The 25,272-nt window shown below is 38.3% G+C and carries 25 protein-coding genes; 16 read left to right on the top strand and 9 right to left on the bottom strand.

Annotated features, from left to right (window positions below):
- Positions 1–58 precede the first annotated feature (58 nt).
- Positions 59–406, bottom strand: a complete 348-nt coding sequence (locus EYS08_RS02595) for a hypothetical protein (RefSeq protein ID WP_131028281.1) — start codon at positions 404–406, stop codon at positions 59–61.
- Between the two features lie 117 nt (positions 407–523).
- On the opposite strand from EYS08_RS02595, the gene EYS08_RS02590 reads away from it, so the two are divergent.
- From EYS08_RS02590 to EYS08_RS02570, 5 genes are all read left to right on the top strand, one after another.
- Positions 524–1,054 carry a superoxide dismutase family protein gene (locus EYS08_RS02590; RefSeq protein ID WP_131028280.1) on the top strand — a complete coding sequence of 177 codons (531 nt, stop codon included), beginning with the start codon at positions 524–526 and terminating at the stop codon, positions 1,052–1,054.
- 203 nt (positions 1,055–1,257) lie between these two features.
- On the top strand, positions 1,258–1,791 hold the full coding sequence (locus EYS08_RS02585) for an ExbD/TolR family protein (protein WP_131028279.1): 534 nt from the start codon (positions 1,258–1,260) through the stop codon (positions 1,789–1,791).
- 306 nt (positions 1,792–2,097) lie between these two features.
- Entirely contained in the window at positions 2,098–2,304 is a 207-nt protein-coding gene (locus EYS08_RS02580; protein ID WP_057931632.1) for a bacteriocin, read from the top strand.
- A gap of 62 nt (positions 2,305–2,366) precedes the next feature.
- Positions 2,367–3,527, top strand: a complete 1,161-nt coding sequence (locus EYS08_RS02575) for an HlyD family secretion protein (RefSeq protein ID WP_131028278.1) — start codon at positions 2,367–2,369, stop codon at positions 3,525–3,527.
- A gap of 5 nt (positions 3,528–3,532) precedes the next feature.
- Positions 3,533–5,644, top strand: a complete 2,112-nt coding sequence (locus EYS08_RS02570) for a peptidase domain-containing ABC transporter (protein WP_131028277.1) — start codon at positions 3,533–3,535, stop codon at positions 5,642–5,644.
- A 582-nt stretch (positions 5,645–6,226) separates the two neighbouring features.
- Here the strand turns inward: EYS08_RS02570 and metK are convergent.
- A complete protein-coding gene (gene metK / locus EYS08_RS02565) occupies positions 6,227–7,477 on the bottom strand; it encodes a methionine adenosyltransferase (protein ID WP_131028276.1) in 1,251 nt (416 codons plus the stop codon).
- A gap of 225 nt (positions 7,478–7,702) precedes the next feature.
- On the opposite strand from metK, the gene EYS08_RS02560 reads away from it, so the two are divergent.
- The 3 genes from EYS08_RS02560 (at position 7,703) to hisS (ending at position 10,693) form a co-directional block, all read left to right on the top strand.
- Positions 7,703–8,584: a diacylglycerol/lipid kinase family protein gene (locus EYS08_RS02560; RefSeq protein ID WP_244215836.1), complete on the top strand. Its 882-nt coding sequence runs from the start codon at positions 7,703–7,705 to the stop codon at positions 8,582–8,584.
- Positions 8,585–8,704: 120 nt separating this feature from the next.
- Complete coding sequence (locus EYS08_RS02555; protein ID WP_131028274.1) at positions 8,705–9,055, top strand: translation initiation factor; 351 nt, start codon at positions 8,705–8,707, stop codon at positions 9,053–9,055.
- A 246-nt stretch (positions 9,056–9,301) separates the two neighbouring features.
- On the top strand, positions 9,302–10,693 hold the full coding sequence (gene hisS, locus EYS08_RS02550) for a histidine--tRNA ligase (RefSeq protein ID WP_131028273.1): 1,392 nt from the start codon (positions 9,302–9,304) through the stop codon (positions 10,691–10,693).
- A gap of 118 nt (positions 10,694–10,811) precedes the next feature.
- Here the strand turns inward: hisS and EYS08_RS02545 are convergent, their stop codons facing one another.
- Positions 10,812–11,543: a class I SAM-dependent methyltransferase gene (locus EYS08_RS02545; RefSeq protein ID WP_131028272.1), complete on the bottom strand. Its 732-nt coding sequence runs from the start codon at positions 11,541–11,543 to the stop codon at positions 10,812–10,814.
- 140 nt (positions 11,544–11,683) lie between these two features.
- Here EYS08_RS02545 and EYS08_RS02540 point away from each other — a divergent pair, with 140 nt between their 5' ends.
- Positions 11,684–12,982 carry an MFS transporter gene (locus tag EYS08_RS02540; RefSeq protein WP_131028271.1) on the top strand — a complete coding sequence of 433 codons (1,299 nt, stop codon included), beginning with the start codon at positions 11,684–11,686 and terminating at the stop codon, positions 12,980–12,982.
- Positions 12,983–13,207: 225 nt separating this feature from the next.
- Here the strand turns inward: EYS08_RS02540 and EYS08_RS02535 are convergent, their stop codons facing one another.
- Positions 13,208–13,588, bottom strand: coding sequence for a VOC family protein (locus EYS08_RS02535; protein ID WP_025141902.1), 381 nt, complete (start codon positions 13,586–13,588; stop codon positions 13,208–13,210).
- 114 nt (positions 13,589–13,702) lie between these two features.
- On the opposite strand from EYS08_RS02535, the gene EYS08_RS02530 reads away from it, so the two are divergent.
- The 4 genes from EYS08_RS02530 to EYS08_RS02515 all read left to right on the top strand — a co-directional run bounded on the left by EYS08_RS02530 (position 13,703) and on the right by EYS08_RS02515 (position 18,072).
- Positions 13,703–14,983, top strand: a complete 1,281-nt coding sequence (locus EYS08_RS02530; protein WP_131028270.1) for a replication-associated recombination protein A — start codon at positions 13,703–13,705, stop codon at positions 14,981–14,983.
- A gap of 66 nt (positions 14,984–15,049) precedes the next feature.
- Positions 15,050–16,522 (top strand): DUF5687 family protein, encoded by a 1,473-nt coding sequence (locus EYS08_RS02525; RefSeq protein WP_131028269.1) that lies wholly within the window; start codon positions 15,050–15,052, stop codon positions 16,520–16,522.
- 2 nt (positions 16,523–16,524) lie between these two features.
- Positions 16,525–17,217, top strand: a complete 693-nt coding sequence (locus tag EYS08_RS02520; protein ID WP_208745767.1) for an ABC transporter ATP-binding protein — start codon at positions 16,525–16,527, stop codon at positions 17,215–17,217.
- 177 nt (positions 17,218–17,394) lie between these two features.
- Positions 17,395–18,072, top strand: coding sequence for an OmpA family protein (locus EYS08_RS02515; protein WP_208745766.1), 678 nt, complete (start codon positions 17,395–17,397; stop codon positions 18,070–18,072).
- Between the two features lie 565 nt (positions 18,073–18,637).
- On the opposite strand, the gene EYS08_RS02510 is transcribed toward EYS08_RS02515, so the two are convergent.
- Positions 18,638–18,982: a hypothetical protein gene (locus EYS08_RS02510; RefSeq protein WP_131028267.1), complete on the bottom strand. Its 345-nt coding sequence runs from the start codon at positions 18,980–18,982 to the stop codon at positions 18,638–18,640.
- Between the two features lie 105 nt (positions 18,983–19,087).
- On the opposite strand from EYS08_RS02510, the gene EYS08_RS02505 reads away from it, so the two are divergent.
- From EYS08_RS02505 to EYS08_RS02495, 3 genes are read left to right on the top strand one after another with little or no spacing between them, the layout of a single operon-like run.
- Positions 19,088–20,113 carry a Gfo/Idh/MocA family oxidoreductase gene (locus EYS08_RS02505; protein ID WP_131028266.1) on the top strand — a complete coding sequence of 342 codons (1,026 nt, stop codon included), beginning with the start codon at positions 19,088–19,090 and terminating at the stop codon, positions 20,111–20,113.
- A 51-nt stretch (positions 20,114–20,164) separates the two neighbouring features.
- Positions 20,165–20,938: a M90 family metallopeptidase gene (locus tag EYS08_RS02500; protein WP_131028265.1), complete on the top strand. Its 774-nt coding sequence runs from the start codon at positions 20,165–20,167 to the stop codon at positions 20,936–20,938.
- 16 nt (positions 20,939–20,954) lie between these two features.
- Entirely contained in the window at positions 20,955–21,845 is an 891-nt protein-coding gene (locus EYS08_RS02495; RefSeq protein WP_131028264.1) for a DUF6263 family protein, read from the top strand.
- Between the two features lie 116 nt (positions 21,846–21,961).
- Here the strand turns inward: EYS08_RS02495 and EYS08_RS02490 are convergent, their stop codons facing one another.
- From EYS08_RS02490 to EYS08_RS02475, 4 genes are all read right to left on the bottom strand, one after another.
- Positions 21,962–22,948 carry an alpha/beta fold hydrolase gene (locus EYS08_RS02490; RefSeq protein WP_131028263.1) on the bottom strand — a complete coding sequence of 329 codons (987 nt, stop codon included), beginning with the start codon at positions 22,946–22,948 and terminating at the stop codon, positions 21,962–21,964.
- Between the two features lie 265 nt (positions 22,949–23,213).
- Positions 23,214–24,059: a hypothetical protein gene (locus tag EYS08_RS02485; RefSeq protein WP_131028262.1), complete on the bottom strand. Its 846-nt coding sequence runs from the start codon at positions 24,057–24,059 to the stop codon at positions 23,214–23,216.
- A 4-nt stretch (positions 24,060–24,063) separates the two neighbouring features.
- The gene (locus EYS08_RS02480; protein WP_131028261.1) at positions 24,064–24,438 is read right to left on the bottom strand and encodes a GntR family transcriptional regulator; all 375 of its coding nucleotides are present in this window, start codon (positions 24,436–24,438) and stop codon (positions 24,064–24,066) included.
- Between the two features lie 15 nt (positions 24,439–24,453).
- Entirely contained in the window at positions 24,454–25,272 is an 819-nt protein-coding gene (locus EYS08_RS02475; RefSeq protein WP_131028260.1) for a hypothetical protein, read from the bottom strand.

Genomic DNA, 25,272 nt, shown 5'->3' with positions numbered 1-25,272 from the left:
TAAAAAAAGGGAGAATCAGATTACGCTAATTCTCCCTCTAAATTAAATTTTTAGACTATTAACAAAAAAGTTCCTGTTCGTCTCTATTTTCGGTAGGAATTTTCTTTAAGAAATCATCAAATGCCGGTCCTTCATTATCAGAGTAGATGCCGTAAGCATCTAATATATACCCAATATTTTTTTCCTGATCTTCTACCAGATACAATACTGAATTGTCTGCAGGATCTGAGTCTCCTTCAAAGCGATAAGTTTTAACAATTGTTAAATCTTCTGGGCTATAAATTTTTCCGAGCGATTTACTTTGCATCTTACCATGATCAGAAATTTTTAATTCGTTATCTTTTCCTTTCAGCCTCAATTTCTCCAAAATTTGACTCAAAGTGTTCATTGCTGTTGGCTGTTCCATAGTTATAAGATTTTACTGATTAAACAAGTGGCATTCGAAATGGTTTTCCTATCTTTCTTTTTAGGTCAAACTAAATGATTGTCAATCTGTTTCTTATGTAAACTAAATTTTTATAAAATGAAAAAATATCTTTTAAGCTTAGCTATTGCAGGTGTAGCACTTATCAGTGCCTGTGCCAAAACCGACAAAGAAATTGCCCAGGCCACTTTGACCGAAACAGCTGATAATACAAAAACCATTGGCACGGCAAAGTTTTACGAATTAAGCGATGGAAAAATTAAGATGGATATCGAGATGAATTTTGCTGCGCGTGCAGACAGTAATGTTGCGGTCCACTTTCACGAACATGGCGATTGCGGCAATATGGGCGAAAATACACACGGCCACTGGAATCCAACCAAAGAAGCTCACGGAAAATGGGGATCTGCCGCTTATCATAGCGGCGATATTGGCAACATCAAGTTAGATAATAAAGGTCATGCCACGCTCTCGGTTACCACCGATAGATGGAGTATTAAAGATGGCGATATTAAAAACATTATCGGTCGTGGAATTATCGTGCATGGCGGTACCGACGATTATACTACGCAACCAACCGGTAACTCAGGGCCAAGAGTGGGATGCGGTGTAATTGAAGCGGTAAAGTAATATTATATTAATATGATCGTCATTGCGAGAAAGCTTTTTCAGCCGGCGAAGCCATCTTAATGCGGTAGCTGTGAACCCACAGTTGTAAGATTGCTTCGTCGTTCCTCCTCGCAATGACGACTTTTCTTAAGCGATTAATTTTTAATCGCTTTTTTTATGCAATTTGATCGGACTTGTCATCATCATAAAAAAACTAAATTATTATGGCAACGCTAAACGAACCTCAAAGCGGCAAGGCTGCAGAAGGAAGAACCAAAAAATCAGCACCAAGGGTAGACCTCACGGCTATGGTAGATCTGATGTTTTTATTGACTACATTTTTTATGCTCACCACTTCATTAGGGTCTTTAAATGCAGCAGATATTGCCAAACCTGATGAAACGGATATTAATGTGGTGCAAAACTATCCCGAATCGCGTACCATGACCATCCTGCTTGGCAAAAACAACAAGGCTGTTTGCTACATGGGAACAATAGAAAAGGCAAACATGAAGGTTACTGCTGTAGCAAACATTCAAAAAGAGATCGTTGCAAACGAGAAACTGGTTGCAGAAACCCATCAACATAATCCAGCCAAATATATGATCGTCATTATCAAACCAGCTAAAACGGCTAAGTTCCAGGATTTTGTTGATGTAATTGATGAAATGAAAATTGCCAATATTAAATCGTATGCCATTGATGATGATCATATCGCAGAAAAAGAGGCGGAATTTATGAGAATAAATGGTCTCTAAGTGGTCAGCTTTTTTGCAGTTGTACTTAAAATAGAGCGAATAAAAAGAATACAAAATACTTTAAGGTTAATGAATAAATTGAATAGGGTAAATAATACACTAAGTTTTCATTAAATGCTTCATTTTTTTTACCTCTGATAGGGTTTTTTATGGGGTATTATAGAATTGTTAGGTTTTTGTTAGGTGTTTAATACTACATCCATATAGCTAATAATGTTACATTCGTCGAAGTGTTTGGCCAAGCATCAGGCGCATCCCGAAAAGCCTTCAAAAGAGTAGGGGTCTTAAAACTCAAAAAAATCTAGTATGAAAAGTTTAGAATTAAAAAATCTTGGTGTTAAAGAAATGAACACAACTGAAATGTCACAAGTTGAAGGTGGTGGTATTATTAACAATACATTAAACGAACTTTTAACTTCTCTTGCAGGAACTTTAAATGCAGTTGGTGCAGACACTTCAGCATTTTTAAGCAAAACAGTAACCAATGTTTTGAAACTTGTTTGGAGTCTATAAGCAATTTATTGTATCCGCTGTTCTGGCTTTCAGAATAGCGGATGCTTTACGATTTCAACACTATGGCGTTAACCAACTACTCTACAGAAAGAATTTCAAATACCGCTCTCGTTTACCGTTCTCAAATTAGCAAATCAAACCAGTTAATTTATATCGTTGCCGTGGCAGCCATTTTAATTGTTTTGATTGCCCTTCCCTTTGTTAAAATACCCATTAGTATAAATGGTACAGGCGTTTTACAATCGACCATCGAAAAAACAGAACTTATTGTACCGGTTAATGGCCGGTTAATACAGTATAGACTATCAGATAATAAAAGACTTAAACTAGGCGATACGCTTTTGGCTATTGATGCCGGTTTACCCAAACAGCAAGATGCGTTAGTCGAAACGCGTAAAAACCAGATCACCCAATTTTTGCAGGATATCCGTACGCTACTTTCATTTAACGGGAGCTCATCCGATTTACAAAGCGGCCAATATGTGGCTTCCTGGCAACAATATGTACAGGAGTCAAAAAACGCCGGTATTGCAAAAAGACAGGCCGCAAGCAATTTTGCGCGGTACAGTAAACTTTATCAGAATAAAGTGCTTACACAATCAGAATACGAAAAATACAAATACGAACTCGAGCAGGCCGAATCGGTTTACTTAATGGTGCGTACCAAATATAAAACCCAATGGCAAACCGAAGCCAATGGTTACCGCAACGAACTGCGCCAGCTTTCTGGGCAGCAGGCAGAACTTAACGAACAGAAAAAACAATATGTATTGCGCGCACCGATTAATGGTTCTGTGCAGAGTTTAATTGGCTTGCAGAATGGTGCATATGTATTTGCCAACCAAAAAATAGGAGAGGTTTCGCCAGATGCCGGTTTGGCTGCTTATTGCTATATCAATCCTTCAGATATTGGTCTGATCAGAAAAGGGCAGGAAGTGCACTTTCAGATTAATGCCTATAATTATAACCAGTGGGGTTTGGCAGTAGGTAAAGTGATCGATATTTCGGATGATATTGTGATCCTAAATGGTAACCAGCCTGCTTTTAAGGTAAAGTGTTTAATGGATAAAAATTTTCTGATGCTAAAAAACGGTTACAAAGGATACCTCAAAAAAGGAATGAATTTTACCGCACGCTTTAAAGTAACCGACCGTAGTTTATATCAATTACTTTACGATAAGGTAGATGATTGGGTTAATCCAAACTTAATCCAAAAAACATAAAGGCAATGAGTACAAAGGTTAAGCAACGAGATATAACAGATTGTGGTGCGGCTTGTCTGGCTTCAATTGCTGCTCATTATAAATTAGATTTGGCCGTTGCCCGCATCAGGCAGCTTGCCGGAACTGATAAAAAAGGTACAACCGTTTTAGGACTTGTAGAAGCGGCTCAGAAATTGGGATTTGAGGCGAAAGGCGTAAAAGCACCTTTTGATAGTTTATTTAAAATACCTACGCCCGCTATAGCACATATCATTGTGAATGATATCCTTCAGCATTATGTAGTGATTTATAAAGTAAACAGTAAGTTTATAGAGGTGATGGACCCTATAGATGGGAAAGTGCACCGTAAAACGCATGATGAATTTAAAAAGGAGTGGACTGGTGCTTTAGTCTTATTGTTGCCATCAGAAGATTTTCAGATCGGCAATGAAAAAAAATCAATCCAAGGTAGATTTTGGAATTTGATTAAACCGCACAAAGGCATTCTGACGCAAGTTTTATTTGGTGCTATTGTTTATACTGTACTGGGTTTATCCACCTCTATTTTTGTTCAGAAATTAGTTGATTTTGTGTTGGTAGATGGTAACCATAATCTGCTAAACCTCATGAGCATAGCCATGATGGTTATTCTGTTGGTACAGCTATTTATTGGCTCGGCAAAAACAATTTTTACTTTAAAAACCGGCCAGTTAATAGATTCTCAGCTTATTTTAGGCTACTACAAACACCTGCTCCGTTTACCACAGCAGTTTTTTGATACCATGCGGGTGGGCGAAATTATTTCGAGGATTAACGATGCCGTAAAAATCAGAACGTTTCTAAATGATGTATGCGTAAATTTTGTAGTCAACATTTTTATTGTTTTCTTCTCATTCATCATGATGTTTACCTACTACTGGAAACTAGCACTCATCACGCTTACGGTTATCCCGTTGTACCTAATAATCTATGTAATTACCGATAGATTTAACAAACGTACACAACGTAGGTTAATGGAAGATGCTGCCGAGCTCGAATCGCAATTGGTAGAAAGCTTAAACGCGGTAGGTACCATTAAACGTTTCGGCTTAGAAGATCATGCTAACGATAAAACCGAAACCCGTTTCATCAAGTTGCTTCAGGCAGGCTTTAAATCGAATATAAATGCCGTTGTATCAGGAACGTCTACCGAGTTTATTTCTCGCATGATTACCATTGTACTGCTTTGGGTGGGTGCAGGTTATGTGTTAAGCAATTCGATTACCCCTGGAGAATTATTGTCGTTTTATACGTTGATCGGTTATTTTACAGGGCCGGTTTCCTCTTTAATCGGAATGAATAAAACCGTACAGGATGCCGTTATTGCGGCAGACAGGTTATTCGAAATTATGGATCTGGAACGCGAAAATGATGCAAACCAGATTGAACTGAGTACCGATAAAATTGGGGATATTCATTTCGAAAATGTTTCTTTCCGCTATGGGGCAAGGTTGCCCGTTTTCGAAAACCTGAATTTAACCATTCCACAAGGAAAATTTACGGCCATCGTGGGCGAGAGTGGATCAGGAAAATCAACGTTAATGTCTATCCTGCAGAATATTTATCCGATACAGGCGGGCAATGTGCGCATAGGTAAATATGACCTGAAGTACATTACCAATTCGTCGCTTCGCAGAATGGTATCGGTTGTGCCTCAGCAGATTGATTTATTTGCTGGCAATGTAATAGACAATATTGCCATTGGCGAAGAAGAGCCCGATATGCAAAGGATTATTGATATCGCCACTAAGCTGGGTTTAATTGGCTTTATTGAGGCTTTACCTAAGGGCTTTCAGACTTATTTGGGTGAAAATGGTACATCTTTATCAGGCGGACAAAGACAGCGGATTGCCATTGCTAGGGCTTTATACCGAGATCCGGAAATTCTGATTTTAGATGAGGCCACTTCATCGCTCGATTCTGTTTCGGAGCAACATGTACAACGCATGATCGAATTTTTAAAAGAAGAACAGAAAACCGTAATTGTAATTACGCACCGATCGAGTACGCTGAACAAAGCTGATAAAATTATTGTATTAGATAAAGGTTTAGTGGTAGAGCAAGGCAGCCACCAGGAACTGAAATACCACTTGGCCTAATACGAAGAGATTGGGCGACTTGCGAAGTTTACCAAGCCCGTAGCCCAATCTCTTCGTAAGGTTCGCGTAGGAAAAAATATTTTGTATTGTTTTTTTGGAAAGCAATTGCAGAAGCTCTTTTTAATGTCAGTCCTGCTCATTTTCATTACAAGTCCGCTCCCGGTGAAGGCCCGGGCTTACGGGCTTTTCATTTCAATCAGGTTTGGGTAGTTAGGCTTTTGCTACTATTACCGGAAGTCTGCACAGTTTCAGTGTATTTATTTCTTATGGGATTATCTCCCCAAGAACCACCAGCCCAAGTTAACTAAACCCGATAGCAGCGGTACGAAGTATAGCGTATAGCGGGATTATCGGAGCCGATGTACACAGAGCCCTGCTTTTCAAGCAAATATCAATGGTTTTTTTGGGTGGAGCCAAGTGTCACCACCTGACACAAATCTATTCAGTCAGATGTTTCCATCTGACTGCACGATCAAACTTACAAAGTTTAAGCAGGCCGCAGTATAGGTATTTGCGCTGGCCGCAACAAAAAAGGCGTTCTGCATAGCTGCAAAATGCCTTTTCTGTAATTTATTAGAAGAATTAAATGCCGAAAGCAGCTTTAACCTGATCTACGTAATCTAATTTCTCCCAGGTAAACAGATCAACCGTAACTGTTTTTTCTTCACCGTTTGGTGTTTTGAAAGTTTTGGTAACTGTTTCTGGTGTACGGCCCATATGCCCATAAGCAGCAGTTTCGCTATAAATTGGGTTTCTTAATTTCAAACGTTGCTCAATAAAGTAAGGGCGCATATCGAAAATCGATTCTACAATTTTAGCAATCTCGCCATCCGTTTTGCCCACTTTACCAGTGCCGTAAGTATTGATGTAAATACCCATTGGTTTTGCAACACCGATTGCGTATGATACCTGAACCAGAATTTCGTCAGCCACGCCAGCAGCCACTAAGTTTTTAGCGATATGGCGTGTAGCGTAAGCTGCACTTCTATCTACTTTACTTGGATCTTTACCCGAGAAAGCACCACCACCATGTGCACCTTTACCACCGTAAGTATCAACAATAATTTTTCTTCCGGTTAAACCAGTATCGCCATGCGGCCCACCAATTACAAATTTACCGGTTGGGTTAATGTGGTATTCAATTTTATCATTAAATAAATGTGCGTATGCAGGATTACTTTTGATAATTCTTGGGATCAGGATATTTACTAAATCAGTTTTGATTTTAGCCAACATCGTTGCCTCTTCATCAAAATCGTCATGTTGTGTAGAAATTACAATCGCATCAATACGAACTGGTTTATTGTTATCGTCGTACTCTAAAGTAACCTGACTTTTTGCATCCGGGCGTAAATAAGTGATTTCGTTATTTTCGCGGCGCAGAACAGCAAGTTCCTGTAATAATTTATGAGAAAGGTTTAATGCCAAAGGCATGTAGTCTTCGGTTTCGTTAGTAGCATAACCAAACATCATACCCTGATCGCCGGCACCTTGTTCTTCTTTGTTGCTTCTATCTACACCTTGGTTAATATCTTGAGATTGCTCGTGTATTGCCGATAAAATTCCGCAAGAGTTGGCCTCAAACATATATTCACTTTTGGTATAGCCAATTTTCTTGATTACATCACGGGCAATCTGTTGTACATCTAAATATGTTTTAGATTTTACCTCACCAGCCAAAATAACCTGACCAGTAGTTACCAAAGTTTCGCAAGCAACCTTTGATTCTGGATCGAAAGCTAAAAAGTTATCAATTAATGCATCCGAAATTTGATCGGCGATTTTATCTGGGTGGCCTTCAGAAACAGATTCTGATGTAAATAAATATGACATTTATTAAATAAATTAATGGTGAATAAACAAATTAATACTTGCCAAACCCCTTGGAAACAGGTGTTTAAGTGATTGAAAGGAGGCATTAGCAATTTTTTTAAGTGGTTGCAATCCGGTCCCGAGGTGTCGGGATAGCAAATCAATCCACTTTTTTACTGGTGCAAAATTAGCATATTTTCTTTATTTCAAAAATTATAGATTATTTTGTGCATTCATTCTTACACTTTGCACACAAAGATCAATATCCTCTTTATTATAAACCCTATCTCTGGTGGGCGAGGGAAATTACGCATCCCTGATTTTATTGATCAATATCTGGATAAGGAAAAGTTTAACCCAAACTTTGTTTTTAGCGAATATGTTGGTCACGCCGGCGAATTGGCAGACGAAGCCGCGACTAAAAATTTCGATGTAATTGTTGCTGCAGGTGGCGATGGCACCATTAACGAAGTGGCAAGCAAAGTGCTAAAACACAAAAAAATTTTGGGGATTTTACCGCTTGGATCAGGAAACGGCCTCGCCAGGTTTTTAAGGATATCGAAAAATTTAAGGTATGCACTTTCCCTGATCAATAATTTTAGGGTTGATGAAATTGATACTGCCGAGTTTAATAACAAATGTTTTTTTAATCTGGCTGGCATGGGGTTCGATGCCCATTTGAGTTCTGTTTTTTCGAAAGATAAAAAACGCGGACTATCAGGCTATGTAAAACTTGGTTTTAAAGAGGTTTTTAACTATAAAGCACAAACTTATCTGTTAAACATTGATGGTGCAGAATATACCAGAAAAGCTTTTGCCATTAGCATTGCCAATTCATCGCAGTATGGCAACGATGTTTATATCGCACCTAATGCTTCGGTAAAAGATGGTTTGCTTGATGTTTGCATTATTAAACCTTTTCCGATAATAAAATTGCCATTATTGGGTTATGTAATGTTAAGAGGTAAGGCCGAAACATCAGAGATGATTGAAATTATTAAAGGCAAAAACATTAAAATTACTAGAGAAAAAGCTGGCGCAGTGCATGTAGATGGCGAGCCTTTACAAATGGGGACAGAGATACATGCGGTAGTAAATCCACTCTCGCTCAAAGTAATTGTTCCTTAGTTGAGTTTGGAGTTGAGCGTTTGGAGTTTGGAGAAAATCTGACTATTAAGAATGAACCATCAAACTATCAACCATGGACTATTGACTAATGAACCAATGGCCAATGAACTTTTATAAAACATGAAACCAAAAAAAAATAGTTTAAGTGATCTTGGCGGAATTATGTATTCTACCAATCCAGAATTCGAATACGAAGAAGAAGTTGATGATACTGTTACTTCGCCAAACAATCAACAGGATTTAAGGGTAATGCTCGATAAAAAGAACCGTGGCGGTAAGGCGGTAACCTTAATTACCGGTTTTAGAGGGCGTACTGAAGATTTAGAAGTATTGGGCAAAATGCTTAAAACTAAATGTGGTGTAGGTGGCTCAGTTAAAGACGGCGAAATCATGATCCAGGGCGATGTGCGCGATAAAGTAATTGGCATCCTTCAGAAGGATGGATACAAAGTGAAAAAGGCTGGGGGGTAGATCCAAGATAAATCAAAAGTCGGTTGTCATCCTGAGCGTAGTCGAAGGATCTTTTTTTGATTGTTCCGGATATAATGGTCTTCGATTACGCCATCAATGACAGATATCTTAAGAAAAGGTCGTGATTGCGAGGTACGAAGCAATCTTAATGCACATGCAAATAGCGATCGTAAGATTGCTTCGTCGTTCCTTCTCGCAATGACGAAATTTTATTTTTAAACATTACATTTTTGTACTTTTGCGGCTATGTCAGTTATTAAACCCTCATTAGCAAAAGGTACCCGCGATTTTTCTCCGGTTGAAATGGTAAAACGCAACTTTATTTACGATACCATTAAATCGGTTTTCAGAAAATATGGTTACGCCGAAATCCAGACGCCAAGTTTCGAAAACCTTTCGACTTTGACAGGGAAATATGGTGATGAAGGAGATAAACTGATTTTTAAAATTTTAAACAGTGGCGAATTTCTTAAAGATCCAAAAAAGAAATCTTTCGATTTTGCAGATGAAGATAATAGCAATAAACTGATTCCGCTAATTTCTGAAAAAGCCTTGCGTTACGATTTAACGGTGCCTTTTGCGCGTTACGTAGTGATGCACCAACACGAAATTACTTTGCCTTTTAAACGTTTTCAGGTGCAGCCCGTTTGGCGTGCAGACCGTCCGCAAAAAGGCAGGTACCGTGAGTTTTATCAGTGTGATGTGGATGTGGTGGGATCTGAAAGTTTATTGAACGAAGCTGAATTTATTTTAATCTACAATGAAGCTTTGAGTAAATTGGGTTTGAAAGATTTCAGCGTAAAAATTAACAACAGAAAAATTCTATCGGGTATTGCTGAGATTATCGGTAAACCAGATTTAATTATCGATATGACCGTAGCCATCGATAAATTGGATAAAATCGGTTTAGATGGCGTAAGTAAAGAACTGTTAGAACGTGGTTTTACCGAAGCTGATTTAGAAAAACTCCGCCCGGTAATTTTGTTAGAAGGAACCAACGAAGAAAAACTGGCTAGTTTGAAAGAAGTTTTAGCACAGTCAGCATCAGGTTTAAAAGGCATTGGCGAAATAGAACAGGTTTTTGAATATGTTGAAAGCCTGATTTCTTATGGCTTACCATTAACAGCTAAATTAGAGTTAGATATTACTTTAGCGCGAGGTTTAAACTATTATACCGGCTGTATTTTCGAGGTTAAAACCAACGAAGTGGCCATGGGCAGCATCGGTGGTGGTGGACGTTACGATGATTTGACCGGTATGTTCGGCTTAAAAGATTTAACAGGTGTTGGTGTTTCTTTTGGTGCCGACCGTATTTATGACGTATTAGAAGAGCTGAACCTTTTCCCCGCCTCGGCAGAAGTTGGAACAAAAGTGTTAATCAGCAATTTTGATGCAGAAGCTGAAAAATACGCGTTGCCAATTGTTCAGCAATTCAGAAATGCAGGTATTTCAGCTGAACTGTACCCAAGTTCGGCCAAACTAAAAAAACAAATGGCTTATGCTGATGCGAAAAACATTCCTTATGTAATTTTAATTGGTGGTGATGAAATTGCAAGTGGAGAACTTACATTGAAAGATATGCAAAGCGGCGAACAGAAAAAACTTACTGTTTTAGGTATTCTGGAGTTGTTGAAATAATAATTTAAATTAACCACAGAGATCGCTGAGTTTTCACAGAGAACATAGAGGCTATATCCCACCTGGAAATTAACTCAGTGCCCTCTGTGCCTTATCTCTGTTCCCTCAGTGGTTAAACCTACCGTCCAACTCGCAATAAAACCGGGAAATGAACATCTTTCTCCGCATCATTGCCCCAGGCTTCTTTTAATTCGGTAAACATATACTCCAATGGATTGCGCTCATTCGCCTTTTTATAATGCTGCAAAGAAGACCAGGTATTTAAATAACCAATCAGTTGGTTAAAATTCCAGGTGGTTTTAATCTGAAAATGAGGAGCAATGATCTCTTCAAAGGGAAAGGGGATGGTTTTATAACCTTCTTCAATATAACGACGTTCGCTGTCCCAATATTTACCCAAAATATCTTCGTAAAGTTTATGTACAGCTTTATCTACTTTTTTATCGATAAACATTAAGCCATAACCAATCACCGCGAAAAGTCCACCGGGTTTTAGTGTTCTTTTTACCTCAGCATAAAACGATTCGAAGTTAAACCAATGGATGGCCTGTGCCACCGTAATCAGATCGAAACTAGCATTACCCACCGATGTTTGTTCCGCTGGTTCCACTTTGTAAGTAATATTTGGTAGTTGAAAAGCATTTTTTAATTGATTCTTGCTGATGTCTGTTGCATAAACAGCATCGAAATGTTGCGCCAATACGCGAGCAACCTGTCCGTTACCAGTAGCACAATCCCACGCCGTTTCTTTGTTTTTTACCAGACTAAACAGATAATCGTACAATTCCTGGGGATAAGTTGGCCTGTAAATAGCGTAATCGGCAGATTGGGTAGAAAAATTATCTTTCATTGCTGTAATGATTGAATTTTGAATGATGGAAGGAGTTGGCGGGATCGGGATGAAAAACAACTCCGCTCTTTCTTTATAAAATTATCATATTTTTGATTAACAACTGTTATAGATTTAAGTTTCATTCAATCATCCTCTATATGGAAAAAGCATTACAACAGAACGGAATTAAGGATGTAGAATATCGTTTAAAATCTATATTTGGTGGTTCGGTTGGTAATCTTGTTGAGTGGTATGATTGGTATACCTATTCTGCCTTTGCGCTTTATTTTTCTCCTGCCTTTTTCCCTAATAGTAATCCAACTGCACAATTGTTAGATACCGCAGGGATTTTTGCAGTAGGCTTTTTAATGCGGCCTATCGGTGGCTGGCTGTTTGGCAGCATTGCAGATAAGTTAGGGCGAAAACGTTCGATGACACTTTCTGTACTCATCATGGCGATAGGATCATTAATTATCGGTTTAACCCCTGGTTACAAACACATTGGAATTGCAGCTCCTTTATTGCTCATTTTTGCAAGGTTGATTCAAGGATTAAGCACTGGAGGCGAGTATGGAACTTCTGCCACTTACCTCAGCGAAATGGCTACCAAAAAACACCGTGGATTTTATTCAAGCTTTCAATATGTAACCCTGATCGGTGGGCAATTATTGGCTTTGGGTATTCAATTAATCTTGCAAAACTGGTTGCTTACACCTGCCGAACTGCATGAGTGGGGCTGGCGGATTCCATTTTTTATCGGGGCCATACTTTCATTCATCGCGCTGTACCTACGTAGACATATCGACGAAACTTCGGCTTTTAAAAGCAAAAACTCGGCAGACAAAAAAGGTGGCATTGCAGTACTGATGAAATATCCAAAGGAAGTTTTTACCGTGGTAGGCCTAACTTTGGGCGGAACCATTGCCTTTTATACGTTTAGCACTTATATGCAGAAATTTTTGGTCAATACGGTTCACCTGAGTAAAGAAACCTCCACAACATTATCATTCGTTTCACTGTTGGTTTTTGCCATTATGCAGCCGCTGTTCGGCCTGTTATCTGATAAAATTGGGCGTAAACCTTTATTAATTGGTTTTGGTGTGCTCGGTACTTTATGTACTTATCCCATTTTAACAGGTTTGGCTGGAGAAACCAATACGACTATCATATTCTTGCTGATGATTGGCGCCTTGATTATCGTGAGCGGCTACACGAGTATTAATGCAGTAGTTAAAGCCGAGCTATTCCCTGCCGAAATCAGGGCTTTGGGCGTAGGTTTACCCTATGCGTTAACTGTTGCCATTTTCGGTGGAACGGCAGAATATTTTGCACTATGGTTTAAAAATATCGGTCACGAAAATTATTTCTATTGGTATGTAACCGGATGTATTTTAATCTCGTTGATTTTGTACACCACCATGAAAGATACCAAACACCACTCGAAGATTGAGGATTAATTTTCTGGAGCTTGATACAATACGGAGCGTCATTCCCAACTTGATTGGAAATCTTAATGCCATCAAAACAACCCTTTTTTGTAATGAGATGTTGAGGTGTCAGACTGAGCTTGTCGAAGACCTTTTAAACACCCCTAAATAGCCATTGTTGCAAAGGAAGTCGATAAAAGAATTACAATCTCCGTGTCAATCTGTGCTTCCGTGGCAAAAGTCTTTGTGAAGAGTTTACAAATAATTACTCACCTCAATTAAATTCATATCCGGATCGCGGAGGTAAATAGAGATGATTTTCCCATTAGCGCCGGTGCGTTCTACAGGCCCTTCCTCAATTTCAATGCATTTTTCTTTAAGTTCCTGCATCACTTCGCGTAAGGGGAAATCGGTAATAAAACATAGATCGGCTGTTCCGGGCATGGGTTTGAAAGCTTTTGGTTCAAACTCACTTCCATATTGGTGCAGGTTAATTTTCTGATTCCCAAATTTCAAAGCTTTTCTATTCTCGCCAAATTCAATAATTTCCATTCCCAGGGCAAGGCTGTAAAACCTGCAGGTACTTTCTAAATTCGCAACCGTTAATACAAGGTGATCTAAGTTTTTAATGTCCATAGTAATAAATTAGAACTAAGCATTCGTCCTTTTGTTTTAAAAGCGTTATGCTTTCAATATTTGGTTAGTAAATTATCGACAAACAAAATACTCAATTTTTATATATTTACCATTATGCAAAACCTGCCTCCTTTAGCCGAACGTATGCGCCCTCAAAATATCGATGAATATGTTGGTCAACAGCATTTAGTTGGAGAAGGTGCGGTTTTACGCAAAGCGATCGAAAGCAGTCAGCTCCCCTCCATGATTTTTTGGGGACCTCCAGGTGTGGGTAAAACAACTTTGGCCTATATCATTTCGCAGGCATTAGATCGTCCGTTTTTTAACTTAAGTGCTATTAACAGCGGTGTGAAAGATATTCGGGAGGTAATCGATAGGGCTGCACAGCTGAAGGATAGTTTTTTAGGCCTACCCATTTTGTTTATCGATGAGATTCACCGCTTTAGTAAATCGCAACAGGATAGTTTACTTGGGGCTGTTGAGCGGGGCTTGGTTACCTTAATTGGTGCAACAACCGAAAATCCATCTTTCGAGGTGATCTCTGCTTTACTTTCCCGTTGCCAGGTTTATATTTTAAAATCGTTAACCGAAACGGAGTTAGCGGGTTTATTGGAAACAGCCATTAAAAAAGATAACATTCTTTCAGAGAAAAATATTACTATAAAAGAGCACGAAGCACTGATCCGTTTATCGGGCGGTGATGCACGGAAATTGTTAAACGTGCTTGAAATTGCCATTAATGGCATTGGTGGAAATAAAATTGTACTCACCAACGAAAATGTGCTGGAGCATGCACAGCAAAATCTTGCGTTATATGATAAAGCCGGAGAGCAACACTACGATATCATTTCGGCCTTTATTAAATCCATCCGTGGTAGCGATCCCAATGCCGCTGTTTATTGGCTGGCCCGGATGATAGAAGGTGGTGAAGACCCACTGTTCATTGCCCGTAGGTTACTGATCTTGTCTTCAGAAGATATTGGCAATGCCAACCCTAATGCCCTGCTTTTGGCCAATAACTGTTTTACTGCAGTAAATGTAATCGGTTACCCGGAGGCACGGATCATTTTATCGCAGTGTGTAACCTATCTGGCCAGTTCGCCTAAAAGTAACGCATCTTATGAGGCTATTAACAAAGCACAGGCCTTGGTTAAACAGACCGGAAATTTGCCCGTGCCTTTGCATATCCGTAATGCACCGACCAAACTGATGAAAAATATCGGTTATGGAAAAGATTACCAATATTCGCACGGATATGAAGGCAATTTTTCACCACAAGAATATTTTCCAGAAGAATTAAGTGGCACAAAACTCTACGATCCGGGGAAAAACCCTGCAGAAGAGAAGTTGCGTGAAAAGCTTAAGCAGAACTGGAAAGACAAATACAAGTATTAGTGTAACATTTTCTGCTGAATGCATACTAATAGATATATTGACTAAAATCAAACACCTAAACTAAATATGCTGAGTACTTTTTTAAGCCATCAAAGAAAATCTTTCTGGCGTTCGCGGAATAAAGGCGGTAGTATTGCTACACAAATCATTATTGGTTTTTTTATGCTTTATTTTCTTGTTGTTGCGGTGGGGATTGGCTTTGGTATGACAATTTTCCTCCCAAAAATTTTCCCCAATCAAACTGTAATGACAAGCTTCAACGGAATAATTTTATATTATTTCGCATTCGATTTTTTGATGCGGTTACAGCTTCAGGACATTCCGACACTGAGCATCATTCCCTATTTGCACCTCAAGATACCAAAGCGTAAGATCATCAACTTTTTAAATGCAAAGGCACTTTTCTCGGCCTTTAATTTATGGCCATTTTTCTTGTTTTTTCCGTTCATATTCATCGAGATATGGAGTGTAGATGGTGCGTTAGTTGCAGTAATGTACATTGTCGCTATCCTCTCCATAATGGTATTTAACAACTATTTTATACTATACCTTAAGCGTAAATCGATCACCAATGTATTGTTTACCTTGGTTGGTTTGGTTATAATCGGCGTGTTTGCCGCCTTAGAATATTATAAGGTGATTTCTATCATGGTCGCATCTAACTTTGTTTTTAGCGAGATGGCCGATAAACCTTATTTGGGGCTTATCTTTCCAGTTATAGCATCTGTAATTTTTATCCTCAATTCTAATTACCTGCGCAGAAATCTTTATGTAGAAGAATTAGGTTCGAAACAGGAGAAGAAAGTAAGTACTGATTATGCCTTTTTAAACCGATTTGGGAAAGCCGGCGAGTTGGCTGCACTAGAACTCAAATTAATTTTAAGGCACAAACGGCCGCGATACTCGGTATTTATGGGGCTGTTCTTCTTATTATATGGATACCTCTTTTATAAGGCCCCGTATATTGCAGCAGATTCTTTTAGTAAGATGATTTTTGCAGCAATTTTTATGACGGGTTTTTCTGTACTCAGTTATGGCCAGTTTATGTTTGCGTGGCAAAGTTCACATTTTGATGGTTTACTCATAAATAAAATCGACTTTAAAGATTACATCAAAGGCAAGTTTTTGCTCTTTACTATAATGTGTACCATAACAACTATTTTAGCCAGTTTTTATGGCTTTTTAAGTCCAAAACTTTTATTATTACACTTAGCGGCTTATCTGTATAACATTGGCTTCTGTACAGTTCTGGTTTTGTATTTAGCCACTTTTAATTACAAACGGATTGATATCACAAGAAGTGCTAGTTTTAATTTTCAGGGCATGGGAGCCACCCAATGGATCTTAATGATCCCTTTTATACTTATTCCCTATCTTGTTTATTTGCCTTTTGGTTATTTAAACAGGCCTTACCTGGGTTTAATGACAATCGGATTTTTCGGCCTTATCATGTTATTCATGCGGGCTTACTGGGTTAACTATATTGCAAAAAGATTAGAACTACAACGTTATAAAATAGCCGAAGGCTTTAGAGAATAATTATGATTTTAGAAGTTAAGAATTTACAAAAAGTTTATGGCGATAAAACCGTTGTAAACATCGAAGATTTACAGATTGCTGCAGGCGAAACAGTTGGCTTGGTTGGGAATAATGGCGCTGGTAAAACCACTTTCTTCCGAATGCTTTTAGATCTGATCCGCCCTACCAATGGACAGGTTTTATCAAAAGGTGAAAATGTAATGCAAAGCGATAATTGGAAAAATTATACAGCATCGTTTTTGGATGAAGGTTTTCTGATCGATTACCTAACTCCAGAGGAGTATTTCATTTTTATTGGCAGTTTGCATAATTTAAGTGTGGCTGATGTTTCTGCCTACCTAAACCAATATGGCGAGTTTTTTAATGGCGAAATATTAAACAGTGGAAAATACATTCGCGATTTTAGTAAAGGAAACCAGAATAAAGTAGGAATTGCGGCAGCCCTGATGCAGAAGCCAGAAATCTTAATTTTGGATGAGCCTTTTGCCAACCTTGATCCAACCACGCAGATCCGTTTAAAGAAATTGTTGAAAGAGCAAACAGGCAACATGACTACCTTTATCTCCAGTCATGATTTAAATCACGTTACCGACGTTTGTAACCGGATCATTTTGGTTGAAAAAGGGCAAGTAATTAAAGATTTTAAAACAGATGAAAATACATTAAAAGAGTTGGAAAGTTACTTCTCTGCTTAGTTTTTGTACTAAGAATGATACATTATCGAAGCGTCTCCATTATTCGGGACTCTTTTTTTTATGCCTATAATTCTTATTTATAGTAAAATTTGGTCAAAACAGACAGAAAATACAGTTCGGTAACTTTTTGGCATTGTGTTTGAATATAAGGAGTAGAAATTATAAATCTAGATTATTATGAGTATTTCAAAAGTAAGAATAGCAACATTAAGTATAGGGTTAGCAGTAGGTTCGATGGCATTCCAAAGTTGTGATAGTTTAACTAAAACACAAAAAGGAGCTGGTATTGGTGCTGCAGCTGGTGGTGTTATTGGTGCATTGATCGGTAAAAAAGCCGGTAATACAGCAGTAGGGGCACTGATTGGTGGAGCTATTGGCGGTACAGCGGGAGCTTTTATCGGCCGTAGAATGGACAGACAGGCAGCTGAAATTCAGAAAGCTATTCCTAATGCAGAAGTTATTCGTGAAGGTGAAGGAATTATTGTAAAATTCGACAGTGGTATTTTATTCGATTTCGATAAAACGGCTTTAAAGGATGCAGCTAAAACAAATATCCAGAGTTTAGCTTCTTCATTAAATCAATATCCTGATACAGATATCAAAATTATCGGTCATACCGATAGCCGTGGTACAGAACAATATAATATGGGCTTATCAGAAAGAAGAGCAGCAGCAGTTAAAGCTTATGCCGTTTCTCAAGGTGTGCCTTCAACAAGGTTAGTTACCATTGGTAAAGGTTTTGCTGAGCCAATTGCAGATAACGAAACTGATGCAGGACGTGCAGCTAACCGTCGTGTTGAGATTGTAATCGTTGCTAACGATGCATTAAAAGCGACTGCACAGAAGCAAGGATAATATCGCAATTTCCCTCTACCTATGAGGTCATTATAAATGCAGCCCCAGTGTACATCCACTGGGGTTTTTTGTTTATGAGTTGTCAACTTTCTCGCAAACCTGCTATTTAAGTTGACAACTCTTTAAATGGAGATAACATAATTTTTTGAAAATCAGGTTCCTGTGCAGATCGGTTCCGAAAGTCCTGCTATGCACTTCAAGCCTCCACTGTGTTACGGGCTTTCCGTTTCTATCAGTAGTTTAGTTAACTTGGGTTTGGTGCTGGCCAGGCCAAACTTACGAAGTTTTCTAACCGCCCTGCAAGCCCAAATACTTGCACAAACTGAAGGATCTAAACGGGATTGAAGCGACATCCTCCCGATCCCGATTCTTCATCGGATTGGGAGATATAGTGAAAAGCCCGACTGACATTAAAAAAAGTAAATGGCCTTGCTTTCCAAAACCTATAAATAGATCGTGTCGGATGGTAACATCCAACACCACGATAAGATATTGTGCCGTCAGATGTTACCATCTGGTGGAGTAGATCGATGCCGGATAGAAATATCTGACAGCAGGATAGAATTTACGAATAAATATCTTCGAAATAACTTACCACGAGCGATTTCATCAGCATTTCCTGCTCGAGCATGGTATAGGGAGGTATTGCTTTAATTAACTTCCAATGAGGCCAGCCATCCTGATCTAGGCCCTCGAGTTCATAGAATCCCATTTCGCTTAATAAACGGCAGGTAGCAATGTGCATCAGTTCCTCTTTTTGGCGTTTACTGTATTTCTTTGGCCCTTTGCCCAATTCCTGAACGCCAATTAGAAAAAGCATTACTTTTAAATCAGGAAAATCCGAATCAAATTCCTTTGAAATCTTTTCCTGTAAAACTTTCCACTTGGCATTGATCTCCGACGGCTTCATATCTTGCAAAGATAAGGTAAAAAGGTGTAAGGCCTAAGTAAAAGCTTTGCTGTTTTAACATTAAAGCTTGAATCATAATTGTATTTTTAGCTACATTTATAACCTATGGATACGAATATCAATAAAACAATTAATGCCGGTTTATTAGCTTATGGCATGTCGGGGAAGGTTTTCCATGCTCCTTTTTTAGAAGCACATAGTGGGTTCAATTTAAAGGCTATAGTAGAACGCAGTCATAAAAATGCAGTTAATGATTACCCTAATATTACAAGTTACAACAGTGTTGATGAGCTTTTAAATGATACCGAAATAGAATTGGTTGTTATTAATACGCCTAATAATCTTCATTATGAGCATTCGAAAGCGGTATTAACCAAGCATAAACATATTCTGGTTGAGAAACCATTTACGGCAACAGCTGCGCAGGCAAAGGAACTTTTTGAACTTGCCGATAGTGTAGGGAAACAAATCTTTTTCTACCAGAACCGCCGTTGGGACAGTGATTTTACCTCGGTTAAAAAGGTAATAGAAAGTGGTAAATTAGGTAAATTGAACGAAATGCACCTGCGTTACGATCGCTATCGTAACGTAATTGGGCCGAAGGCATTTAAAGAAAACCCGGTAGAGGCCAGCGGGCTTTTATACGATCTAGGCCCACACCTGTTAGACCAGGTAATCTGCCTGTTTGGCAAACCATTGAGTTACCATAAAATTCTGGGTAAGAATAGGGTAGGTACTTTGGTTGACGATTATTTCTCGATCCAACTGAGTTACCCTAATAGCTTGTATGTTTTTGTTACTTCGAGCATGTTGGTGGTAAACCCACAAGCGGGATTTGTTTTACATGGCGTAAACGGAAGTTTTATTAAACAAAGAACAGATATCCAGGAAGAACAGTTGCTGGCGGGTATGAAATTAACCGATCCGGGTTACGGCGTTGAGCCTGCAAGTAAAGATGGTTTATTAACAACCATTGATGCCGAAGGCCGTAAAACCGATGAGACAATTCCATCAGAAGTAGGAAGTTATTTGCCGCTTTTCGAAGCCATTTATCAGGCCATAAACAACAATAAACCTTATCCGGTTACACGCGAAGATGTTTTGATCCAATTAGAAATTATCGAAAGCTAATATAAACCATCATCCAATCTGTGTAATCCCCTAATCTGTGTAATCCCATTTATGAACTCGCTTCCACTTGCCTACTTAATTCCTATTTTTTTAATTGCTCTTTATCTCATCCTTAAAAAAAAGAAGGTTACTATTGAGCCTTTAACGGATGTAGACAAAAAAATACTGGATGATTATGTAGGGTATTACCATAATCTTGATTCGACCGATAAGCTGAGGTTTGAACAGAAAGTGGCCGCGTTTTTTAGCACGGTTAAGATAGAAGGGGTGGGTTTAGAAATGACAACATTAGACGAATTGCTAATTGCTTCGAGTGCAGTTATCCCCATTTTCGGTTTTGACGATTGGCAATACAAAAACTTAACCAGCGTTTTATTGTATCCTGATACTTTTAATAAAGATTTTCAGTTTGAAGGTGGCGAAAGGAACATTATGGGTATGGTGGGTACAGGTTATATGAACGGACAGATGATTTTATCGCGCTCGGCCTTGCGACATGGTTTTTCTAAAAGTGCAGGGAAAGAAAATACGGCTATCCACGAATTTGTACACCTTTTGGATAAATCTGACGGCGCAACAGATGGTGTTCCGGAGAATTTAATTGCGCATGAATATACTTTGCCCTGGATTAAGATGATGCATGAGGAAATGGAAAAAATTGAAGACAATAAATCGGATATTAATCCATATGCCATCACCAATCAGGCTGAATTTTTTGCTGTGGTTTCTGAATATTTCTTTGAAAAACCTGAACAGTTAAGGGATAAACATCCGGAATTATATTTTCAGTTAAGCCGTATTTTTGCGCAACAGCCTGCAGGTTAAAATGGTCAATTATCAAATGAAAATATTTGCAACAATCATCTGGAGCCTACTCTCTATAAGTGCCTTTGCGCAGAAAACTTATGTGCTGAGACAAAATTATCCAACGGGTTATAGGTACGCTTTCACGCTTACTTCCGAACAGATCATTAACCAGAAAATTGCTGGCCGCGATGTACATTTAACCCAAAGCATTGGAACAGATTATACTTTTGATATTACCGAAGGCCATAGTGGCGAAAAGGACGTGAAAGTAACTTACAACAGAATTTCTATGAAATCTGTAGCGATGGGTAACACCATGGCCCTTAATTCAGATGATCAGGATAGTACCAAAAAGAATCCTTTTAGCGGTTTAAAAGGGGCATCTTTTTATATGACTGTAACTCCAAATGGTGGCATTAAAACAGTTGCTGGTATAGATAAAATGCTTGACAATATGGCGGCAAGGATGACTAAGGATACCAGTGAGGTTAAACAGATTAAAAATGCTTTAAGTAAACAATTTAGCAACGAGGTGGTGAAACAAACCATGGAATCGTCATTTAAAATTTACCCTGATAAACCTGTTAAAATAGGCGATAGCTGGACTGTTGATACCAAAATGCAGATGAATATGCCCATTGAAACAATTACACAATACACATTGAAAGAGGTAAAAGATGGCATTGCGATACTAGGAGTAAAAGGAACCCTCATATCAAAAGGGAATTTTGAAGTGATGGGCAACAAAATGGAAACTGATTTACAAGGAACCAACTCCGGAGAAACCTCACTTGATATGAAAACCGGAATTGTACTTAACAGCCACCTCCGTGTTGAGCTGTATGGTAAAATGAAATCGATGAGGCAGGACATCGATTTCGAAATGCAGGGTATTAATAAAATTGTAGGAAAAGAGGTTAATTAGATTTAGCGTTGTCGTCATTCCCAACTTGATTGGGAATCTTAATGCTATATAGTGTTTGTTATAAGCTTTAGGATTCCCACATACGCGAGAATGACGACCACTCAAAAATATTTAAGTTACAAACTACCAGTTAAAGCGACCAAAAACTCCGTCGGAATTTCGATATGCGGAATATGCCCGCAGGCATCAAATTCGATAATTTTGGCGCCGATAATTTTGGCTGCAGTCTGCTTCCCTAAAAGTTTATACTGACCATGTAAGGCTTGTTGATCTGGCGTAAGCAGGCCTTTGCCTACAATGGTTTTATCTTCCTTACCAATAAATAAAACAGTAGGGACCTTTAAGTTCTGAAATTCGTATACTACAGGCTGTTCATAAATCATGGTATAAGTTAGCGCGGCAACTTTAGCCCAGCGCGGGTAGTCGGAACTATTGGTTACGCCTCCGGCAATGCTCACCAGGTATTCATATTCAGGTTTCCAATACGTAAAGTAAGAGCCCTGATAATACTTTCGTACGCTCTCAGCTGTGGTTTTAAGTTCCGTTTGGTACTGTTGTGCAGTGGTGATGTAAGGAATGAAAGTTTTATAATCTTCGAGCCCGATTGGATTTTCGAGCAAGAGTTTTTCGGTTGTTTCCGGGTACATCAAAGCAAAACGCGTAGCCAGCATACCACCCATACTATGACCTAAAACTACGGTTTTTTGAACGCCTAAGGTATCCAGAAGTCTTTTATTCCAGGTAGCCATTTGGTGGAAACTGTAATGAATAAAAGCTTTAGATGATTTACCAAAACCAATTTGATCGGGTACGATAACCCGATAACCGATGTTGGTTAAGGCTTTAATTACATTGCCCCAGTAATAACCTCCAAAATTTTTTCCATGGAAAAGGATGGCTGTTTTGCCATTGGCCGCAGCGGTTGGTGCAACATCCATATAGGCCATTTTAATATCCTGCCCTTCGGTATTAATAGGAAAATATTTAACTGGATGTGGGTATTTAACGTTATCAAGGGTGATAGATAGGGTGTCTATTTTTTGTGCATGTACATGGCTAAAAACGAATAGGCTGAGGGCAAATAAAAGAAAATATCTCTTCATAATGGGGTAATGATGTAAAACTAAAAAGCTAATTGGCCCAAGTTAAACTTTTGCCAATTAGTTAGCTTAAAAATCATGCCCTTTTTACAAAACCCGAATAAAAGACGTTTATAAAAATATTTGGCAAGAAAAAAGAGGCTGTATCATAAACGTGTATTGTCATCCTGAGCCTGTCGAAGGACTTGCTTAAATGTCTTGCAGGGCGTTTCGACAAGCTCAGCCTGACAGATCTGAATTATTTAACTTTATGATACGGCCTTATAAATTATTTCTTAAACAGCTGCTTAAGCAGAGGTGTTGGAATCTGCAGGGTTGTAGCATCAGAAAAATCGCCAGTGAAGGTTTTCACTTTAACGTTTTGCAACTTTACGCTCGATGTATCCGTTGTTTTGATATTCAGGTTATCAAAAGGGAATTCTTTGTTATCATCTTCATTTCCAATTTCGATCGCTGATTTATTTGCTGTAACGTGCAGATCTTTAAAGGCATTTGTATAACCATGAAAAGTGGTGCTGTTTAGGTTCAGGAAGAGTTTTCCGATTTTGGTTGGGTTAATTACACTGATAACTTTCCCTTTGGGATCGTTGTTAGTAATGTCACCTGATAAAAATAAACTTTCACTATGATCTACATTTAGTGTTAAAGAATCTGCACGAGCACTAAATTCTAAAATGGATGAATTTGCAACTGAAACCCTGTTGATTTTAGGGCAGTAAATCACAAGAACAATTTTTTCGCCATTATTATCGTCGGTGAAATTGTTGATCGCAAACTGTATTACACCATTGGCATCTACCTCAAATTTTAAATCGTTTTTAAACTTTTCGGGGACTTTAAGTCCATATCTGTTGTCTTCTTTTATAAAAAGTTGGACATTAAAACCTTTTGCGTCTTTAAACTGAATAGCCTCAAAAGGCGTTTGTAAGGGAATAGTTATCCTACCTTTCGATTTTTGATCAAAAGTTTCGTTATTGATTTCTTGTGTCCCCAAATAAGAGTCTTCGATACCTCTTTCTTTGTAGTTCAGCTTTACATTTATGGCCACCACTAAAATTGGTATAACAATTAATAGGATCGCCAGGCTGATTAATAATTTATTACTTGTTTTCATTTTATTAAGCGTTAAAGTTCTCTTTTACAAATGTTTTATATTGATTTTCCAATTCGTCAAAACTAATATTAAGTAGGTAAATATTCCTGAAAACCACAGGCAGATCATCTATAATGAACTGCTGTTTTCTGTAGTTTATTACATTGTCTATTGCCGCTTCGTCCACAAAAAAACCAATTCCTCTTTTATTGTTAATGATGCTCTTGTTTTGTAGCAGCTCGTAGGTGCGCATTACCGTATTAGGATTTACTTCCATTTCTACAGCCAGTTCCCGCACAGAAGGAACTTTTTCATCGGCTTTCCACTTTCCCAACAAAATGTGTTCGCAAACATATTCTGCTATTTGAAGGTATATTGCCTTGTTATCTCTAAATTCCATATCTATACCTTTTAATTAAACTTCTTTTTCTTTAAGACGGATGTAAGTAATCGTCCAGACAATTAAAGTGATGATACTTGTTACTAATAAAATTGTTAGCAAAACCCAGTCTTTATCTTCTTTTCTAAAATTATGATGATTAGCAACTTTGCCCTCCATTAACCATATCGAAAGTTTAACCACCAGGTAAGAAGCTAGGCCGATAAAAACCATAACCGAAAGCGCCGTTTTGATGTAGTGAAAACGGTTAAAGTAGACAGACCCTAAAAGGAACAGGCTGGTAATAAGAAAGGGGAAAGCAAAAAAGTAGCCGCAATATTTTCTATAGCCTTCATCATTAAATACCTGATAGGTAATCGTTTCAACTTCTCTAATAGCCCCGTTTTGTGGCAATAGGACTTTAAAGGCATCAAGGTGACCGTTCAGGTATTTTACAAAGGCCAAATCTGTTAAATAAAAGATCAACAGATAACTAAACAAACTTATTATTGCAGTGTAAACTACACCTGCCAGAAATTTTTCGAATATTGAAGCGGGTGTCATCAGTTCTAAAATGGCCCTTGATTTCTGCCCCAGGATATTAAAATAGCTACTGGCTACAATACTGATAAAAACAAAACCCAAAATCAGGAAAAGAGGGTAGCGGAAACGCATATCAAGGTTGCCGTTGTAGTCAAAATTATTGTCTTTAAATGGCGAGGGTATACTGTAGCTATAAAATCCCACTACAATTCCCAATAACACCACTAGACTGATCAGGTAAATCTTCCCAAAATCAAGCCATTGTCTTCTAAGCAATAAGCCAAATCGATTAATATTAAATGTGTTGTTCAT

This window comes from Pedobacter kyonggii, assembly GCF_004310665.1.
GTDB lineage: Bacteria > Bacteroidota > Bacteroidia > Sphingobacteriales > Sphingobacteriaceae > Pedobacter > Pedobacter kyonggii.
The sequence above is the reverse complement of the archived record's forward strand: the minus strand, read 5'-3'. Positions and strand labels throughout refer to the sequence as shown.

Coding starts and splice junctions, on each gene's coding strand:
- EYS08_RS02595 (WP_131028281.1), bottom strand. CDS start 406: ATGGAACAGCCAACAGCAATGAACACTTTGAGTCAAATTTTGGAGAAA.
- EYS08_RS02590 (WP_131028280.1), top strand. CDS start 524: ATGAAAAAATATCTTTTAAGCTTAGCTATTGCAGGTGTAGCACTTATC.
- EYS08_RS02585 (WP_131028279.1), top strand. CDS start 1,258: ATGGCAACGCTAAACGAACCTCAAAGCGGCAAGGCTGCAGAAGGAAGA.
- EYS08_RS02580 (WP_057931632.1), top strand. CDS start 2,098: ATGAAAAGTTTAGAATTAAAAAATCTTGGTGTTAAAGAAATGAACACA.
- EYS08_RS02575 (WP_131028278.1), top strand. CDS start 2,367: ATGGCGTTAACCAACTACTCTACAGAAAGAATTTCAAATACCGCTCTC.
- EYS08_RS02570 (WP_131028277.1), top strand. CDS start 3,533: ATGAGTACAAAGGTTAAGCAACGAGATATAACAGATTGTGGTGCGGCT.
- metK (WP_131028276.1), bottom strand. CDS start 7,477: ATGTCATATTTATTTACATCAGAATCTGTTTCTGAAGGCCACCCAGAT.
- EYS08_RS02555 (WP_131028274.1), top strand. CDS start 8,705: ATGAAACCAAAAAAAAATAGTTTAAGTGATCTTGGCGGAATTATGTAT.
- hisS (WP_131028273.1), top strand. CDS start 9,302: ATGTCAGTTATTAAACCCTCATTAGCAAAAGGTACCCGCGATTTTTCT.
- EYS08_RS02545 (WP_131028272.1), bottom strand. CDS start 11,543: ATGAAAGATAATTTTTCTACCCAATCTGCCGATTACGCTATTTACAGG.
- EYS08_RS02540 (WP_131028271.1), top strand. CDS start 11,684: ATGGAAAAAGCATTACAACAGAACGGAATTAAGGATGTAGAATATCGT.
- EYS08_RS02535 (WP_025141902.1), bottom strand. CDS start 13,588: ATGGACATTAAAAACTTAGATCACCTTGTATTAACGGTTGCGAATTTA.
- EYS08_RS02530 (WP_131028270.1), top strand. CDS start 13,703: ATGCAAAACCTGCCTCCTTTAGCCGAACGTATGCGCCCTCAAAATATC.
- EYS08_RS02525 (WP_131028269.1), top strand. CDS start 15,050: ATGCTGAGTACTTTTTTAAGCCATCAAAGAAAATCTTTCTGGCGTTCG.
- EYS08_RS02520 (WP_208745767.1), top strand. CDS start 16,525: ATGATTTTAGAAGTTAAGAATTTACAAAAAGTTTATGGCGATAAAACC.
- EYS08_RS02515 (WP_208745766.1), top strand. CDS start 17,395: ATGAGTATTTCAAAAGTAAGAATAGCAACATTAAGTATAGGGTTAGCA.
- EYS08_RS02510 (WP_131028267.1), bottom strand. CDS start 18,982: ATGAAGCCGTCGGAGATCAATGCCAAGTGGAAAGTTTTACAGGAAAAG.
- EYS08_RS02505 (WP_131028266.1), top strand. CDS start 19,088: ATGGATACGAATATCAATAAAACAATTAATGCCGGTTTATTAGCTTAT.
- EYS08_RS02500 (WP_131028265.1), top strand. CDS start 20,165: ATGAACTCGCTTCCACTTGCCTACTTAATTCCTATTTTTTTAATTGCT.
- EYS08_RS02495 (WP_131028264.1), top strand. CDS start 20,955: ATGAAAATATTTGCAACAATCATCTGGAGCCTACTCTCTATAAGTGCC.
- EYS08_RS02490 (WP_131028263.1), bottom strand. CDS start 22,948: ATGAAGAGATATTTTCTTTTATTTGCCCTCAGCCTATTCGTTTTTAGC.
- EYS08_RS02485 (WP_131028262.1), bottom strand. CDS start 24,059: ATGAAAACAAGTAATAAATTATTAATCAGCCTGGCGATCCTATTAATT.
- EYS08_RS02480 (WP_131028261.1), bottom strand. CDS start 24,438: ATGGAATTTAGAGATAACAAGGCAATATACCTTCAAATAGCAGAATAT.
- EYS08_RS02475 (WP_131028260.1), bottom strand. CDS start 25,272: ATGAACAACACATTTAATATTAATCGATTTGGCTTATTGCTTAGAAGA.